This window comes from Acinetobacter sp. TG2027, assembly GCF_000302435.1.
GTDB lineage: Bacteria > Pseudomonadota > Gammaproteobacteria > Pseudomonadales > Moraxellaceae > Acinetobacter > Acinetobacter pittii.
The window spans coordinates 63,421-80,935 of the sequence record NZ_AMJN01000053.1 but is presented as its reverse complement, the minus strand read 5'-3'; the positions used below and the strand labels follow the sequence as shown (position 1 = coordinate 80,935).

Here is a 17,515-nt window from a genome sequence, read left to right as displayed (position 1 = left end):
ACTGGCAGAAATTCACCTATATTTTTATATTAAATAATGACTTTAAACTGCTATTAAATTTTCTTAAATCAAACCTTAAAAATAGAATAAAAATGATTCAAACAAATTTTATATTTTTAAAAATAAATACCAAGTGATTAAATTTTAATTCAATTTACAACAATTAAATTATATTAAATTAATGGAATTATTTTTCAATTCATACTGAAAAATTTAAAATCATCTTAATATTAAATTATAACAATAAAAATCAACAATATAAAAATATCAAATGGCAAAAAATTACTTAAACACCTCTATTATTTTTTAATTTTATACAGATAAAAAAATCATTTGTTTTATTTATATAAAAAAGTAAACAAATCAAGATAAATTAGAAAAACTTAATAGATTTTTTATTTTATTCATGTTATTTATTAGCGCTAAATAAAAGCAATGACTAAGCAATTGTTGATGAAACAAAATGCTATTCAAGGATGCTTCTTATTCAAACAAGTTATGAATATGTTTTACATGGTATGTATTTTGCTTAGGAAAAGCAGTCATATTCAACAAACTTTTACTTCGTCACTTCATAAGGATATTTTCGATGTTGACTAAAACTGTTAAATCTTTAGGTTTAGCGATGGGCTTGTTAGCCTGCTCTCTCCCACTTTATGCAAAAAATAATGTTGTTGTAGTTGCGACTGGCGGTACTATCGCTGGTGCTGGCGCAAGCTCGGCAAATAGTGCAACTTATACTGCTGCAAAAGTTCCTGTTGATACGCTAATTAACGCAGTTCCACAAATCAAAGATTTGGCAAATGTAACTGGTATTCAAGCATTACAAATCGCTTCTGAGAGTATTACTGACAAGGAATTATTAGAAATTGCTCGTCAAGTGAATGAGCTTGTTAAAAAGCCATCTGTTAATGGTGTCGTAATTACACACGGTACAGATACTTTAGAAGAAACAGCATTTTTCTTAAATTTGGTTGTCCATACTGATAAACCGATTGTACTTGTTGGCTCAATGCGTCCTTCAACTGCTCTTTCAGCTGATGGCCCACTTAACCTTTATAGTGCAGTTGCTTTAGCAGCTTCTGATGATGCGAAAAATAAAGGCGTTATGGTTCTCATGAACGACTCTATTTTTGCTGGGCGTGATGTAACTAAAGGCATTAACATTCATACAAATGCTTTTGTTAGCCAATGGGGCGCTTTAGGTACATTGGTTGAAGGCAAGCCTTATTGGTTCAGACAATCTGTAAAACGTCATACAAATGCTTCAGAGTTTAATATTGAAAATATTAAAGGCGATGCACTTCCAACTGTACAGATCGTTTATGGTTCGGACTCTATGCTTCCAGATGCATATGAAGCGTATGCAAAAGCTGGTGCTAAAGCGATCATTAATGCAGGTACTGGTAACGGTTCTGTACCAAAATATATCGTACCAACCTTACAAAATCTTCACGACAAAAACGGTATTCAAATTATCCGTTCATCACGTGTCGCACAAGGTTTCGTATTACGTGATGCAGAACAACCTGACTCTAAATATGGTTGGGTAGCAGCACATGATTTAAACCCTCAAAAAGCGCGTCTTCTTGCAGCTTTAGCTCTTACTAAGACTAATGACACGAAAGAAATTCAGCGCATGTTCTGGCAGTACTAAGTTTTTCAACCAGCCCAAACATAAAGTTTGGGTTGGTCCTATTTCTTAAAAATAAGCTCTTTTATATTCAATCTGTACAATAGATATTCAAATCATTCTTCTTAAATAATAAAATCCTTAACAGTTTGCCAAAATATTAAGCATTTCGTTTTAACTTTGCGTGCTAAACTATGCTGCAGTCGTATTAAGGATTGGTTTATGCAGTTTGTTCATCTCGGTATTTATACAGAATTTTCGATTACAGAGTCGATAGTTCGCATACCTGACTTGGTCAACGCTGCGGTTAAAGACCAAATGCCTGCGCTGGCATTAACCGATCTATCAAACCTTCATGCAGCAGTAAAATTTTATAATTCTTGTTTAAAAAAAGGGATTAAGCCGCTTTTAGGTAGCACAATTCGCCTTGACGATGCTCAACATCGTGCAACTTTACTTGCAATGAGTAATGTAGGCTGGAAAAGTCTAACTGAAATCGTTTCACGCGGTTTTATTGAAGGTCAACAACTTAGTATTCCATGTGTAAAAAAAGAATGGGTACTTGAACAACATCAAGATATTATCGTTTTACTTGGCCAGCATAGTGATGTAGGTCAGATGCTTTGCTCATCTAACCCTCAAAAAGCGGCTCCCCTTTTAGAAGCATGGATCGAAAAATTTGGTAACCGTGTTTATCTAGCTTTAACACGTACCGATCGTCCCGGTGAAGAAGACTTTATTCAAGAAGCCGCTAAACTTGCTGCCCAATATAATGTCGGGGTAGTTGCGCATAATGATGTGCACTTTGTAGAAAAAGAAGATTTTGAAGCACACGAAGCCCGTGTTTGTATTGCTGATGGCTATGTATTAGCAGATGATCGTCGTCCACGCTTATATAGTCCTGAGCAACATTTTAAAACCTCCGATGAAATGATCGAGTTGTTTTCAGATATCCCAAGTGCTATCGAAAACACCTACAATATAGCAAAACGCTGTAATGTTAGCCTACAACTAGGCACCTACTTTTTACCTGACTATCCAATTCCAGATGGCTTTACCATTGACACTTACTTTGAGCATTTGTCAAAAGTAGGTCTAGAAGAACGTTTAGATTATCTCTACCCTGTCGAAAAACGTGGCGAAGACTGGCCAGAGATTCGTAAACCTTACGATGAACGAATTGATTACGAAGTCGGCATTATCCTCAAAATGGGATTCCCGGGTTACTTCCTTATCGTCATGGACTTCATCCAGTGGGCAAAAAATAATGGCGTTCCTGTCGGACCAGGCCGTGGTTCAGGTGCGGGTTCGCTCGTTGCATATAGCTTAAAAATTACTGATCTTGATCCTCTTCGTTACGATCTACTTTTCGAACGTTTCTTAAACCCAGAACGTGTTTCGATGCCCGACTTTGACGTCGACTTCTGTATTGCCGGACGTGACCGCGTTATTGATTATGTTTCCCGTACCTATGGACGTGAAGCCGTGTCGCAAATTGCAACTTTCGGTACGATGGCGGCAAAAGGTGCAATTCGTGACGTTGCCCGTGTATTGGGTAAGTCTTACGGTTTAGCTGACCGTATCTCAAAAATGGTACCGACTAAACCGCTCGGTGTGGACTTAGCCACTGCTATCGAGATGGAACCTCAGCTTAAAGATATCGTTACCAATCCATCAAACCCAGATAATGATGATGCGAGTGAAATCTGGGAAATGGCTTTAAAACTAGAAGGCATCACTCGAAATACTGGTAAACATGCCGGTGGTGTCGTTATTGCACCAGGTAAGATTACCGATTTCTCGGCTGTACTTTGTGATGAAGATGGAACAAGCCGTGTTGCTCAATATGATAAAGACGATGTAGAAGCAGCTGGTCTCGTCAAATTCGACTTCTTGGGTTTACGTAACTTAACCGTTATTGAAGACGCAATTCAAAATATTAATAAAAATCGCGATAGTAATGATCCGCTCATTATTTCGCATGTTCCACTTGATGATGCTAAAGCATATTCAGTCTTTGCCGATGCAAATACAACCGCGGTATTCCAGTTTGAATCCGTCGGCATGAAACGAATGCTTAAAGAAGCACGTCCAAGTAAATTTGAAGAGATTATTGCGTTCGTATCATTGTACCGTCCTGGTCCAATGGATCTTATTCCTGACTTTATTCACCGTATGCATGGTGGAGATTTTGAATATCTTCACCCACTTCTTGAAGGTGTATTAGAGCCAACTTACGGGATTATGGTTTACCAAGAACAGGTGATGCAGACTGCACAGATCTGTGCGGGTTATACGCTCGGTGGCGCGGACTTACTACGTCGTGCAATGGGTAAAAAGAAACCTGAGGAGATGGTTAAGCAGCGCCAAATTTTCTTGGCAGGTGCTGCAGAAAAAGGGATTGATGAAAGTACAGCCAACCATATCTTTGACTATATGGAAAAGTTCGCTGGCTATGGTTTCAACAAATCTCACGCTGCCGCTTATGCCCTAGTTGCTTACCATACTGCATGGTTAAAAGCACATTATCCTGCTGAGTTTATGGCAGCGGTAATGTCATCGGAAATGCAGAACACCGACAGTGTTGTATTTTTAATTGATGACTGCCGAAATAATGGCCTAGAAGTTTTACCACCATCAGTCAATATGTCGACTTATCATTTTCATGCGAGCGATGATAAAACTATTGTGTATGGTTTAGGTGCAATTAAAGGTGTCGGCGAACAAGCTATGCAGTCAGTTATTGACTCTCGTCGACAATTTGGTCCTTATACAGATCTATTCGATTTTTGCCATCGTATTGATTTGAAGAAAATCAATAAGCGTACTCTTGAAGCGTTGATTCGTGCAGGTGCACTCGATTGCTTGGGAATTGAACGTGCAAGCCTAATGGCACAATTGCCTGAGGCGGTTCAAGCTGCCGAACAAGCGCGCAGCAATCGTGAAAGCGGTATTATGGATTTATTTGGTGAGGTTGAAGAAGTTCAGCGTAAGCCAGCTAAACCCGTTAAACCGTGGAGTGATGAAGTTCGTCTAAAAGGCGAAAAAGACACGCTTGGTCTATATCTCACTGGTCACCCAATTGATGTTTACCGCCAAGAGCTTAAAGCTTTTATTCCTGTAAAACTTAATGAAATTACGGCTACACGTCGTGGTGTTACAACAGTCTATGCAGGTTTAGTCATTGACGTCGCAAACTTCCCAAATCGGGTAGTTATTGTACTAGATGATGGTACAGCTCGTATTGAAGTAAGTTGCAACCATGAGCGTTTCCAACGTTTTAAAGATATTATCCAAGTTGAGCGTGTTGTCGTCTTTGAAGGCGAAATTTATGAAAGAGAAGGCTTTGAACGTCCAATGGGCCGTTTAACCAAGGCTTTTACTTTAAATGAAATACGACAAAAACGTGCTAATAGCATTCAGATCAAATTAACAGAAGAGTTTATGCAAGCCACTTTGGCAAAAGATTTACAAAATATCATCTTGCCATTTTGCAATGTAGATATGCATCAACATATCACTCTACAGCTACAGATTGATCAACCTTATGCTCAAGCCGAGCTTCAACTTGGTCCGCAATGGAAAGTTGCTCCTCTCGATGAATTACTTGCTAAACTCAGAGATTATTTTGGTAAAGATAATATTTATATTGAATATCAAGTAAAGTCGAAAGCAGCTAAAGCAGCAGAACCTGCTCGTCCGCAAACCGTTGCTTCCCCTCCCGCGGACATGACTATGGACGATGCATTGGATTTATACCAAAGCGAAGTTTCTCAATATTCGTAATTTCTGGAAATCTTATGAGTTCGTTTGATCACAACACTGTGTCAAAACAATTAGCACAAGTGCGTATTGTCATGGTAAACACTACTTTGCCTGCCAATATTGGCAGTGCTTTACGTGCCATGAAAACAATGGGGCTAATTAAATTAGTTCTTGTTGCACCTAAAACATATCCTCACCCAGACATACAAGCGCTTGCTGCTGGCGCCCAGGATTTATTTGAACATCTTGAGATTGTCGATACCTTAGAAGATGCTATTAAAGATTGCCATTTAGTATTTGGAACAAGTGCACGCAGCCGTACTATTCCTTGGCCTTTACTTGACGTAAGACCAGCTGCCAAAGAAGCTATTAAGGCCACTACTCAAGGGCAACAAATTGCGATTGTTTTTGGCCGTGAAGATCGTGGTTTAACTAACGAAGAATTAGCACTGGCAAATTATCATTTAACAATTCCTGTCAATCCAGACTATGGGGTATTAAATGTTGCGCAAGCGATTCAAGTTGTATGTTACGAGCTTCGCATGTCTGCTCTAGAGCAACAAAACTTGGATCAAGATGCAGAAGAAATGCCATTAGTGCAAGGTCAAAGCATGCAATGGGATGAGCCATTGGTGACTCAACAACAAATGGAAGAGTTTTATCCTCATCTAGAGAAAATGCTAACCGAAATTGAATTTTTAGATCCAGATAATCCACGTTTGTTACCTTTACGCTTGCGTCGTTTATTTGGTCGTATACAATTAGATCGTATGGAATATCATTTACTTCGCGGTATTTTTAGTCGTGTACAAGCCCTAACCAGTGGTAAATGGAAAAAAGCATTATCTGACAAGGAGGATCAACCCAATGCTTAAACAGCTGAAAGAAGATATAAAGGCTGTATTTGCGCGAGATCCTGCTGCCCGCAATACTCTCGAAGTTCTCACGACCTACCCTGGCATTCATGCGATTATGATGCATCGTGTCGCACATGAGTTATGGCAAAAAGATTGTAAAGGTGCTGCTCGCCTTCTTTCTTCATTTAGTCGTTTTGCAACAGGAATTGAAATTCATCCTGGCGCTAAAATCGGTAAACGTTTTTTTATTGATCACGGTATGGGTGTTGTGATTGGTGAAACGGCTGAAATTGGCGATGATGTTACGCTTTATCATGGTGTTACCCTAGGTGGAACAACATGGAATAAAGGTAAACGCCACCCAACTTTAGAAGATGGCGTTGTTGTTGGTGCTGGTGCAAAAATTTTAGGTCCATTTACCATAGGCAAAGGTGCTAAAGTCGGTTCAAATGCTGTGGTAACTAAAGCTGTTCCTGCTGGCGTGACCGCTGTAGGGAACCCTGCTCGCTATATTTATAAAGATGCACCTGACAAGAATAAAGATGAAGAACGTCGCCGTGATTATGCGCAAAGTATTGGTTTCGCTCCATATGCGACAACTGCTGATCAGTCTGACCCTATTTTAGAGGGTATGCGCGTTTTACTTGATCGTATTCAGCATAATGAAACGCGTATGAATAATTTATGCCAACGTTTATCAGAGCTAGACCCGAGCTTCAAAAAAGAAAGTCAGGATGAACAGCCTTTTAGTGATGAAGAACTGAAAATTATTGAAGAAGTTCGTCGTGAATGCGGTGCGCAAGATAAGACATCAAAAACGTAATATTCTTGATTCATAATGTAACACGCTTACCCTTGCATGTCTGTTTAGCTTTTCCTAGACTTACCTGTACCAAATCTGACTTTACTAAAATGAACGGAAGATCCTATGAATTTTAAGCCTTTGGCATATATAATCCTTGCGACCTCAAGTTTAACCGCTTGTACAATGGCACCCGTAAAAGAACAAAAAATTGAGCCTTTTGTTTTCAAGGAACCAGAGCTTACTCCTCCTTTTTATGCGCTAAACCCTTTTAACTATGATCAGCCACCGGCATTTGAAGTTGCATTAAAAGACGCTGCTGCACAGCCTGTGACCAAAATGGTCGTTAATCGTCAAGATGATCCGACCAAACAGCTTACTCTCGACGTCAATAAACTGATCGTTCCGACTGTCAATAATTCACAGCGTTCAATGAAATACGCTGTTTTAGCCGGTGAAAATGAAATTGACGTGACTACTATTGATGACTTCTTACAATTAGTGGAAGGTAAAGCACGTCATTACCCACCTCGCTTTACTGACCGTCAAGAACGTAAAGGCTTTGAAAGTAAACTTAAAGAAGTAACACAACAACTTGATACACTTGCTGCAAATCCAAATGCATCATTTGATATTTTAATTCGTGCTTTTAAAGCAAGTGTTCTTGCACGTAACCTTGATTTAGGTACTGTTCATACCACTAAATCTTTAGAATATGCTCAAAGACTTTTAAAAATTAGTCCAGATGATGCGGAGACAAATTTCTGGTTCGGTTTTGGTTTATCTGAAGGTGGCGGTCAACGTGAAGCGATTCCATACTTAGACAAAGCCATTAAAGGTAATGTTCAAGAAGCATATTTAGCTGCTGCAAATAACTATATTGCAATGGAGCAAAAGAAAAACGCGATTCAGACGTTAAAGAACTATAAAGTTAAATATCCAGACGAAGCGGAAATTGCTGACCGTTTAATTCAAGAAATTGAAAAACAAGGTCGTTGGAACGTATGGCAAGTTTTAACTAACCCAGCAATGTCAGCAACTACTCCTGCTGCACCTAAAAAATAAGCTTAATTCTATAAAAAAGGGCTGTTTTGACAGCCCTTTTTTATATTTGATCATTTGAAAAATATTTTAAAATTTGTATGATCTACCTACCATTGAGCCACTATATTTTGACCATAATGTTTTCAATAAAAAGAAGCAAAACACTGTTGACGGTCATACTACTCGGTTCAATTCTGAGTGGTTGTCAGGTCGTAAATGTTAAACAGCAAGCTTTGAATGTAACGATTGCAAATGAACGTAATAGTATTCTTACCCAAGATAAACTCAGCGAAGCGAGTCTGAATGTTTTATCAATGTCTGGTCAAGAAGCTAAAATTTGTACAGATACCCCTGAAACCTGTGTAAATCAACTCAAAAACCTTCCTCAAATTTTAGATGAACAGTTCTTATCAGCAGCAAGCGAAATGTATCTAGCAAAAGCAATGGCTTTGTCAGATACATCTGACTGTAAAGTAAGTAGATTTACTAAACATAAATCTGAAGAAGAACAAAAGAATATTCTGAATAGATATGATGATTGCTTAGACCAGCAATTGAGCCTATTAGATAAAAGTATTCGCTATAGCTATGCCTATCTATTTTCCACAAAACGTAAGCCTAATGACCGTATTTTTGATAATAGACAAGTTCAAATTCGCGATTTCTATAATCAAGCAATCGCCAAAATGGTCGGTGTTTATGACTTAAGACACCCAAAGAAAAATGTTGTTGAACCACAAATTCATATTGGTAAGAGTATTTATTCAATCGATTTTGAATTTCATAAACAATTAACGGGTCAAAAACTAGAAAAATTAATTTCAAGTTATAACCTGAATTTTTCTGGCTTAAGAACCATTAACCGCCGCGATGGTTTTGGCTCCGAATTTGTGGCTGTTTTTCCGAGTTCAGGAAATGAAGATATTAATGAATATATCCTAGACCCACTTAAATATAATTATAAAAATGGTGTTAATCCAAATATTCATAACGCACGCTACTTAGCTGCGACTATTGTAGCTGAACCCAAACACGCGACCACTGTCGAAGAAATTATTAATAATCCAGAATTCGTGATTCGAGTTTATGACCCATATCGAACAGATAATATTAATGTAGCAGGCAAACAATATCCTCTAGCAGCTAACTTTTCAGCACCTTATGGCTTATGGTTAGCCGAAAACAATTTAGGGGTTGCAGCTTATTTAACTCTGATTGACCGCGATCAGCATTTAACTATGCCGCATCTCTATATGCTTGAACCATATAATCCAAACAAAAAAATTATTGTGTTGGTGCATGGCTTGGCAAGTAGCCCCGAGGCATGGATTGCGCTGACCAATGATGTTATGGGCGATACGGTTTTAAGAGACAATTACCAAGTTTGGCAAGTTTTCTATTCGACCAACATGCCAATTTTGGAAAGTCGTTTTCAGATTTATGCACTCTTGAAACAAGCTTTTGGTTCATTAAACCCAAGTGACCCTGCCGCGCATGATGCGGTCCTTGTTGGACATAGTATGGGAGGTATTATCAGCCGTTTACTGGTCAGTGATGGAGATATTACTAAACCTGCCTTAGAGTTGATGACGATTCGTCAGCAAAACCGCTTTAAAAAACATCCAATGGTTACTGAACGATTGCAAATGCATTCAATCAATAATTTTGATCGTGCAATTTTCTTGGCGTCTCCTCATCGCGGTACAGATTATGCGGATCGTTGGTTTACCTTGGCAGCACGTAAAATTATTCGTTTACCCGGTGCATTTTTGTCGGCTGTAGCGACTTCACTGACAACTGAAAATTTAGATGTTAAAGATTTCTTGAGTAATATTGATAATGGTTTGATTCAAAATGGACCGAGCGATCTAAGTCATCAATCTAAATTTATGGAGTTAACTAAAAATATTAACCCACACCAAGGATTAGTTTTCCATTCAATAATGGGAAATATTACCAAGAGTGATGATCCAAATGTGATTACCGATGGCATCGTTCCGTACAAAAGTGCTCACTTAGATGGAGCAAAGTCTGAGAAAGTTCTTCCAGGTGGCCATTCAATTCAACTGACACCACAAGCTGTATTAGAGTTACGCCGTATTTTACGAGAGCATTTAGTCGAACACGGTTTATATAAACCATAAAAAGAAAAAGAGCCAAAGGTTATCCTTTGGCTCTTTCGTTTTGGACTTAAATTTTACTGCCCAGAACGTATGATGTAATCAAATGCAGAGAGCGATGCTTTAGCGCCTTCACCTGTAGCAATAATGATTTGCTTGTAAGGTACAGTGGTACAGTCACCCGCTGCAAATACACCTTGCACATTGGTTTCGTTGCGGTCATTGACAATGATTTCACCACGGTTGGTTAACTCAACTTCACTGTCTTTCAAGAAGTCAGTGTTTGGCAATAAACCAATCTGTACAAAGATCCCTGCAAGCTCGACTACATGCTCTTCATCAGTCGCACGGTCTTTATATTTAAGACCAGTCACTTGTGAACCATCACCTAACACTTCTGTACTTAAGGCATTCATAATCACCGTTGTGTTTGGCAAGCTATGCAATTTGTTTTGCAACACTTGGTCTGCACGAAGTTTAGTATCAAACTCAACCAGAGTGACATGCTCAACAATCCCTGCAAGGTCAATTGCTGCTTCAACACCTGAGTTACCACCACCAATCACGGCAACACGTTTGCCTTTGAATAAGGGGCCATCACAGTGTGGGCAGTACGCAACACCACGGGTACGGTATTCTTGCTCACCCGGTACATTCATCTCTCTCCAACGTGCACCTGTAGAAAGGATCACAGTTTTCGATTCAAGTTTTGCACCGTTTTCAAGTTCAACCGCAACCAAGCCATTTTCAGTCTGGTTGGCACCTGTGATTTTACTAACACGTTGCAGGTTCATAATATCAACATCATATTCACGAACATGGGCTTCCATCTCGGCAGCAAACTTAGGACCTTGCGTTTTTTGCACAGATGTGAAGTTTTCAATGTCCATGGTATCCATGACCTGACCACCAAAGCGTTCAGCGACGATACCTGTGTTAATGCCTTTACGTGCAGCATAGATCGCAGCTGTTGCACCCGCAGGACCACCACCAATCACCAATACATCAAAAGCATCTTTGGCATTCAGTGCTGCTGCGTCTTTTTCAGCAGAGTTGGTATCAAGTTTTGCCACAATCTCTTCAAGGGTCATACGACCTTGTCCAATGTGCTCGTTGTCCTGAAATACCATCGGTACAGCCATGATTTTGCGTTGTTCTACTTCATCTTGGAAGAATGAACCGTCAATCATGGTTGCCGTGGTGTTCGGGTTGTAAATGGCAATCAGGTTAAGCGCCTGTACCACGTCCGGACAGTTATGACAGCTAAGTGATACAAATACATCAAAGTTTGCTTTGAGGTTTAAACCTTTAATCTGGTTAAGCACATCATCCGACACTTTAGGTGCATAGCCAGACACCTGCAACAGTGCCAAGATCAAAGACGTAAACTCATGACCCATAGGTAAGCCTGCGAAGAATACACGAGGTTGTTCACCTGCTTTAGCCACACCAAAGCTTGGACGACGTGTATTGTTACCGTCAAAACGGGAAGTCACTTTGTCAGAAAGCTCAGCGATTTCACTCACCAACTCTTTAATTTGAGCTGATTTATCTGATTCATCTAAAGCAGCAACTAATTCGATTGGACTTTCTAAACGTTCTAAGTAAGTTTTTAATTGAGTTTTAATGTTTTGATCTAACATCTGTTTTTACTCCAATGCATCCAAATTCTTTCAATAGATGCATAGTACGTGAAAACATAAAATAGGTAAAACAGTATGTTTTTATATATTTAATCGGTTTTTTAGATTTAATTATTATTTACTTCAAATCAAAAAAAGCCAACCTGAACTCATCCAGCGCAGGTCGGCAAACTGGTTAAACTAGAGTAAGACCACACCAAATACAGCCCCAGCAATCAAGACATGTAAAGGATGAACCTTTTTAATTAAAGATAATAAAGTTGCAATGACTACCATAATAATGAGTAAAGTATTTATGGCAGCTGCCTCAGAAATAATCCACGCACTGGCAAGTACAGTTCCCACAGTGACAGGTTGTAAAGCAAGCTGTAAAACACGGCGCCATTTCTTATCTTTAAATTTTGACCAGCCTCTCATCACAAATACAGTAATAAGAGATGAAGGTAAAAATTTAGCGGTAGAAGTCACAACTAGACCTGACAACCCTGCTACATGCCATCCCACCAAAGGTACAATCATCATGTTCGGACCAGGGGCAGCTTGAGCCATGGCGAACAATGCACTGAATTCTTGTGCCGTCATCCAGTGATGAATATCAACTACTTGGCGTTGCATCTCAGGCAAAATTGTATTCCCGCCACCAAATGCAATAAGAGACAATTGAGTAAAAATGATCGCTAAAGTAAGTAGAACTGCACCCATTACACACGTCTCCAAATAATAGCTGAATAGAATGCCAACAAAATCAGCATGGTCACAAGTAATGGAACTTTCAGAAAAGCAATACTGATAATTGCAGCGAGAACTACGCAAATCGCTAATGGATTACGTAATAATGGCTTAAGCATTTTCAAACCTGTTGCAACCAGAAGTCCAGCTGCCGCCGCCGCTAAACCTTCGAAAAGATGCTTAACCATTAAATTATCTTGGAACTGCTCATAGACATAATGTAAAAGTACAACAATTATCGTAGGTGCAAGGATCAGACCAATGAGTGAGCTCACTGCCCCACGAACACCGCGAAACTCCATGCCAATCGCAACCGATAAATTAATAATATTACCGCCCGGTAAAAATTGACACAGACCAAGTAACTCAGTGAATTTTTCAGGGCTTAACCACTGTCTCTGCTCTACAATAACTTTACGGGCTAAAGGCAGTACGCCACCGAATCCAATTAAACCTAATGTTAAAAAACCTAAAAATAACTCTGTGCAGGTCGGGACACTCTCCTTCTGCACAGCAATCTCAACATGGTTCATTTTCGTTACTTTTCACTTTATCTGACCAAGATAGAATGATACTTTTGTGATATATCTACAAATGCTTTTATTTTCATTAACCATACCATAAAGGTATTCCTATGCTCGATTTACATAAGCTCCATGCCTTTGTTGTGGTAATTGAAGAAAGGAATATTACGCATGCCGCAAACCGATTGTTTATTCAACAACCGCCTCTAACGCGTTTACTTAAAAAACTCGAAGAAGAACTTGGTACACAATTACTTATTCGCCAGCCTCGAGGAATTGAACCAACTGAGGCTGGTTTAGCCTTATTTAAAGAAGCACAACTTTTATTAGAACATGCCAGACATATTCCAAAATTAGTCCAAGATGTTAGCCAAGGTAAAACTGGACAACTCAATATTGGTTTTACAAGTTCCGCAGGTTTACACCCGCTTATTTCACTCGTATTGCGGTCATATCGAGAAATATATCCAAAAGTACAAACCAAACTTGAAGAAGCAGGCAGCCAAAAACAATTAGATCGACTAATCTCAGAGAAACTTGATATCGCTTTTTTAAGAGCACCAATCAGCCGTGATATTGGGTTAAAACATCACCATATATTAGATGAGCCAATGATGGTGGCATTGCCTATAGGCCATTCACTTACACAAAAAGAAAAAATTAGTTCAAATGACTTATCAAATGAAAATTTTGTTTTATACCGTCGTTCTTCAGGACAAGGTTTATATGACAATATTTTATATAGTTGCTACCAAGCAGGTTTTAGTCCACGCATTATTCAAGAAGCGCCTCGACCTACCGCTACATTAAATTTAGTCGCTGCTGGAATTGGTATAACGATTGTGCCGGCCTCAATGCATAATTTTTGGGAACATGAAATTGTATATCGCGAGTTTGATGATTCAATAAAACTAAACGCGCCTATTTACCTGATTACACGAGAAAATGAGAGTTCAGCCAAAGTTTCAAACTTTATTGAACTATTGCAAAAACTTTTGCCCACAATGGCCTGAATGTAAAAGCTAAACAATAAAAAGTGCCCCGAGTGGAGCACTTTTTTATAAAACTGTTTATTTTTGATTTACTCGTTTTGCCAGCTCTTCTGCCGACTCTTTACGCTCAGAGTAGCGATCTGTCAGGTATTGTTTTTGCCCACGTGTTAATAAAGTGAACTTATACAACTCCTCCATAACATCAACGATTCGGTCATAGTAAGAGGATGGTTTCATACTGCCATCTTCTTCAAACTCTAAAAAGGCTTTAGCAACTGAAGACTGATTTGGGATGGTAATCATGCGCATCCAACGGCCTAAAATACGCATTTGATTGACCGCATTAAACGACTGCGAACCACCACTAACTTGCATGACTGCTAAGGTTTTACCTTGAGTTGCACGAATTGCTCCGGCTGCCAAAGGAATCCAGTCAATCTGGGCTTTTAAAATTGAACTCATCGCGCCATGACGTTCGGGTGAACACCACACCATACCTTCTGCCCAAGCCAAAAGCGCATGTAATTCTTGAACTTTCGGATGATCTGTTTCTGCATCCTCAGGTAAAGGTAAACCTTTAGGATGAAAGATTTTGACTTCAGCACCTAAGTATTCAAGAATTTGCCCAGCAGTCAGCACAGCAAAACGACTATAAGAACGTTCGCGATTAGAACCATATAGCAATAAAATGCGAGGTGGATGCTTAAGCTGCTGCGCTTGCACTTGCTCAAATGTAGGTTTATCTAGAAGATCTAATGCTACATTTGATAAATCATTATCAAGACTGTTCATCTGAGAAATACTTTTTCTTTAACCAAAGAGAAACGGTAACGAGTGAAATTAAAACGGGTACTTCAACCAATGGTCCTATCACTGTGGTAAATGCCACAGGTGATGCCAAACCAAATGTTGCAATGGCAACCGCTAAAGCTAACTCAAAATTGTTACCAGCCGCAGTAAACGAAATAGCAGTGGTACGTGGATAGTTATTCCCCATACGTTTACTCATAAAGAAGCTAATAAAGAACATCACCACAAAGTAAATCGTGAGTGGAATAGCAATACGCAATACATCTAAAGGCAAGCTCACTACATCACCACCTTTTAGGCTAAACATCGCCACGATGGTAAAAAGTAAAGCAATTAAACTAATTGGGCTGATTTTTGGTAAAAATTTAGTTTGATACCATTCCAACCCTTTCGACTTGACTAAAATCAAACGCGTCAAGAACCCCATTAAGAATGGAATACCTAAGTACACCAAAACCGCATGTGTGATAGTCCAAAAATTCACATCAATGACTTGCCCTGCCACACCAAAATACGGAGGTAAGAAGGTTAAGAAAAGCCAGGCGTAGGTACTAAAGAACAAAATTTGGAAAATACTGTTAAAGGCAACCAAAGCTGCAACGTATTGGTTATCACCACAAGCCAGACCATTCCACACCAAAACCATTGCAATACAACGTGCCAAACCAATCAAAATCAGGCCTGTCATGTATTCCGGATAACTATGCAAGAAAACTATCGCAAGTACGAACATTAAAACTGGAGCAATAATCCAGTTCTGTACCAACGATAAAGTTAAGGTTTTCTTATCTTTAAATACTTCTGGTAACGTAGCATAATCAACCTTTGCTAAAGGTGGATACATCATCAAAATTAAGCCGATTGCGATCGGAATATTAACGTTATCTACACTTAATTCATTTAAAGACACAGATGCCTGAGGAAAGAAAACTCCAATCGCTAAGCCTAAAGCCATGGCAATAAAAATCCATAGCGTCAGGTTACGGTCTAAAAAAGAAAGCTTTTGCTTAGTCATCTCGGCTCTCTTACTCAATATGAGAGATTTTATTAATCTCAGCAATCAAATGTGAACGGTTTAAGTTCGCAACATCAAGTGCAAACAAAGCATCTAAACGACGATTAATATGAGCTACAGTCTCTTGGAATGCTTTAAGCTTTTCTTCTTTCGGCAAGTCTAAGTGAGATGGGTCACTTAAACCCCAATGTGCTTTGATTGCACCACCTAAATATAGTGGGCATGCTTCTTGCGCAGCGGAGTCACAGACTGTAATAACAACATCTGGTTGATATTGTTCACAGTCATCAATCGTTTTACTCCATAGTCCATCTGTGGAAAGACCAAAGTTTTCAAGAGTTTCAATCGTTAATGGATGTACCTGTCCTGATGGTTTACTCCCAGCGCTATACGCTTTCCAGCCTTCTGGTGCACAACTGTTAAATAAAACTTCTGACAAAATGCTACGGCAACTGTTTCCAGTACATAAAAATAAGAATTTCATGGTCTTACTCACAATAGGTAGAAATAGAAGAAAACTGTGAAGATGATTGATTCACTAAATTTTCATCTTGGTTTGCTATAGTTTTCAAAACTTCAACAGCCCAATTGGGTAAATCTGGATTGACGCTGTAATACACCCATTGTCCCTGTCGTGCATCAAGTAAAATGCCATGAGTTCTTAATAAGGCTAAGTGTCTAGAGATTTTCGGTTGGCTCAACTCAAGCTGTTCAGTTAACTCACAAACACAAATATTTTGTTTATTTAGAACTAATTTAAGAATATTTAACCGAGTTTGGTCAGATAGACATTTAAAGAAATCGACTTGGTTGATCATATCTTCAACAGAATATATTCGTTATTGCAAATATACGGATATCCATATATAAATGCAATATCTTAATTTGACAATAAATTTACCATGACTGAGCTAGTGAAGATTTACCATAACCCTGCTTGCGGAACCTCACGCAATACATTGGCGCTTATTCGTCATGCAGGAATTGAACCTATCGTTATTGAATATTTGCAAACACCACCAAGTAAAGATGAATTGATTCAACTCATTAAGGATTCAAACCTAACTGTACGTGAAGCAATTCGTAAAAATGTTGATCCCTATAAAGATTTAGAGATAGAACAAGATCATTGGACCGATGAACAGTTAATTGATTTTATGGTTCAGTACCCAATTTTAATTAATCGCCCATTTGTGGTTACACCAAAAGGCACGCGACTTTGCCGCCCTTCTGAGATTGTATTGGATATTTTATATACACAAAACTTAAGCTATTTTGCAAAAGAAGATGGCGAAGTAATCATTGATGAACAAGGCCGCCGTATAAAGTAATTGAAGATATTTATTAATATAAAAAGCTAAATGGCATGGCACCATTTAGCTTTTTTGAATGAAATGGATTAAAAATAGGATTTGATAAAAGGAAGCAGTTGCTCTCCTATTACCATGCCTAATAAACCGACTAATGCAACAAGAGGGGGAGCTGGTGACTTAACATTTAAAACATAATATAAGACACCAACAAGCAACCCTACAGCCAAAGATAACAAGTACATTTTCATCGTACATACCTTAGAGAATC

At 38.8% G+C, this 17,515-nt stretch carries 16 protein-coding genes; 8 read left to right on the top strand and 8 right to left on the bottom strand.

What is annotated here, in order from left to right; translation table 11 throughout:
• Positions 1–589: 589 nt before the first annotated feature.
• The 6 genes from B806_RS0114470 (at position 590) to B806_RS0114445 (ending at position 10,245) form a co-directional block, all read left to right on the top strand.
• Positions 590–1,657 (top strand): type II asparaginase, encoded by a 1,068-nt coding sequence (locus tag B806_RS0114470; RefSeq protein WP_017386155.1) that lies wholly within the window; start codon positions 590–592, stop codon positions 1,655–1,657.
• 198 nt (positions 1,658–1,855) lie between these two features.
• Positions 1,856–5,419 carry a DNA polymerase III subunit alpha gene (dnaE, locus tag B806_RS0114465; RefSeq protein WP_017386154.1) on the top strand — a complete coding sequence of 1,188 codons (3,564 nt, stop codon included), beginning with the start codon at positions 1,856–1,858 and terminating at the stop codon, positions 5,417–5,419.
• A 14-nt stretch (positions 5,420–5,433) separates the two neighbouring features.
• A complete protein-coding gene (locus B806_RS0114460; protein WP_005076414.1) occupies positions 5,434–6,273 on the top strand; it encodes an RNA methyltransferase in 840 nt (279 codons plus the stop codon).
• Positions 6,266–7,078 (top strand): serine O-acetyltransferase, encoded by an 813-nt coding sequence (gene cysE / locus B806_RS0114455; RefSeq protein ID WP_017403186.1) that lies wholly within the window; start codon positions 6,266–6,268, stop codon positions 7,076–7,078. Before B806_RS0114460 ends, cysE begins: the two co-directional genes overlap by 8 nt.
• 105 nt (positions 7,079–7,183) lie before the next feature.
• Entirely contained in the window at positions 7,184–8,122 is a 939-nt protein-coding gene (locus tag B806_RS0114450; protein ID WP_017386152.1) for an ABUW_2363 family tetratricopeptide repeat lipoprotein, read from the top strand.
• A 116-nt stretch (positions 8,123–8,238) separates the two neighbouring features.
• Entirely contained in the window at positions 8,239–10,245 is a 2,007-nt protein-coding gene (locus B806_RS0114445; RefSeq protein ID WP_017386151.1) for an alpha/beta fold hydrolase, read from the top strand.
• A 53-nt stretch (positions 10,246–10,298) separates the two neighbouring features.
• Here the strand turns inward: B806_RS0114445 and ahpF are convergent, their stop codons facing one another.
• From ahpF to B806_RS0114430, 3 genes are all read right to left on the bottom strand, one after another.
• Complete coding sequence (gene ahpF / locus B806_RS0114440) at positions 10,299–11,864, bottom strand: alkyl hydroperoxide reductase subunit F (RefSeq protein ID WP_017386150.1); 1,566 nt, start codon at positions 11,862–11,864, stop codon at positions 10,299–10,301.
• Between the two features lie 180 nt (positions 11,865–12,044).
• Positions 12,045–12,566 carry a chromate transporter gene (locus tag B806_RS0114435; protein WP_017386149.1) on the bottom strand — a complete coding sequence of 174 codons (522 nt, stop codon included), beginning with the start codon at positions 12,564–12,566 and terminating at the stop codon, positions 12,045–12,047.
• A complete protein-coding gene (locus tag B806_RS0114430; RefSeq protein ID WP_017386148.1) occupies positions 12,566–13,126 on the bottom strand; it encodes a chromate transporter in 561 nt (186 codons plus the stop codon). The genes B806_RS0114435 and B806_RS0114430 overlap by 1 nt, the downstream gene beginning before the upstream one ends.
• A 101-nt stretch (positions 13,127–13,227) precedes the next feature.
• Between B806_RS0114430 and B806_RS0114425 the strand changes: the two genes are divergently transcribed.
• Positions 13,228–14,130: a LysR family transcriptional regulator gene (locus B806_RS0114425; protein ID WP_017386147.1), complete on the top strand. Its 903-nt coding sequence runs from the start codon at positions 13,228–13,230 to the stop codon at positions 14,128–14,130.
• Positions 14,131–14,187: 57 nt separating this feature from the next.
• Here the strand turns inward: B806_RS0114425 and arsH are convergent, their stop codons facing one another.
• Genes arsH through B806_RS0114405 form a run of 4 tightly spaced genes read right to left on the bottom strand, consistent with a single transcriptional unit; the run spans position 14,188 to position 16,752 of the window.
• The gene (arsH, locus tag B806_RS0114420; protein ID WP_017386146.1) at positions 14,188–14,901 is read right to left on the bottom strand and encodes an arsenical resistance protein ArsH; all 714 of its coding nucleotides are present in this window, start codon (positions 14,899–14,901) and stop codon (positions 14,188–14,190) included.
• On the bottom strand, positions 14,888–15,934 hold the full coding sequence (gene arsB / locus B806_RS0114415; protein WP_017386145.1) for an ACR3 family arsenite efflux transporter: 1,047 nt from the start codon (positions 15,932–15,934) through the stop codon (positions 14,888–14,890). The genes arsH and arsB overlap by 14 nt, the downstream gene beginning before the upstream one ends.
• 10 nt (positions 15,935–15,944) lie before the next feature.
• A complete protein-coding gene (locus tag B806_RS0114410; protein ID WP_017386144.1) occupies positions 15,945–16,418 on the bottom strand; it encodes an arsenate reductase ArsC in 474 nt (157 codons plus the stop codon).
• A gap of 4 nt (positions 16,419–16,422) precedes the next feature.
• Positions 16,423–16,752: a metalloregulator ArsR/SmtB family transcription factor gene (locus tag B806_RS0114405; RefSeq protein ID WP_005076425.1), complete on the bottom strand. Its 330-nt coding sequence runs from the start codon at positions 16,750–16,752 to the stop codon at positions 16,423–16,425.
• Positions 16,753–16,836: 84 nt separating this feature from the next.
• On the opposite strand from B806_RS0114405, the gene arsC reads away from it, so the two are divergent.
• Positions 16,837–17,265 (top strand): arsenate reductase (glutaredoxin), encoded by a 429-nt coding sequence (gene arsC, locus B806_RS0114400; protein WP_017386143.1) that lies wholly within the window; start codon positions 16,837–16,839, stop codon positions 17,263–17,265.
• Between the two features lie 68 nt (positions 17,266–17,333).
• Here the strand turns inward: arsC and B806_RS0114395 are convergent, their stop codons facing one another.
• On the bottom strand, positions 17,334–17,495 hold the full coding sequence (locus B806_RS0114395; protein ID WP_000784879.1) for a DUF1427 family protein: 162 nt from the start codon (positions 17,493–17,495) through the stop codon (positions 17,334–17,336).
• Between the last annotated feature and the right edge of the window lie 20 nt (positions 17,496–17,515).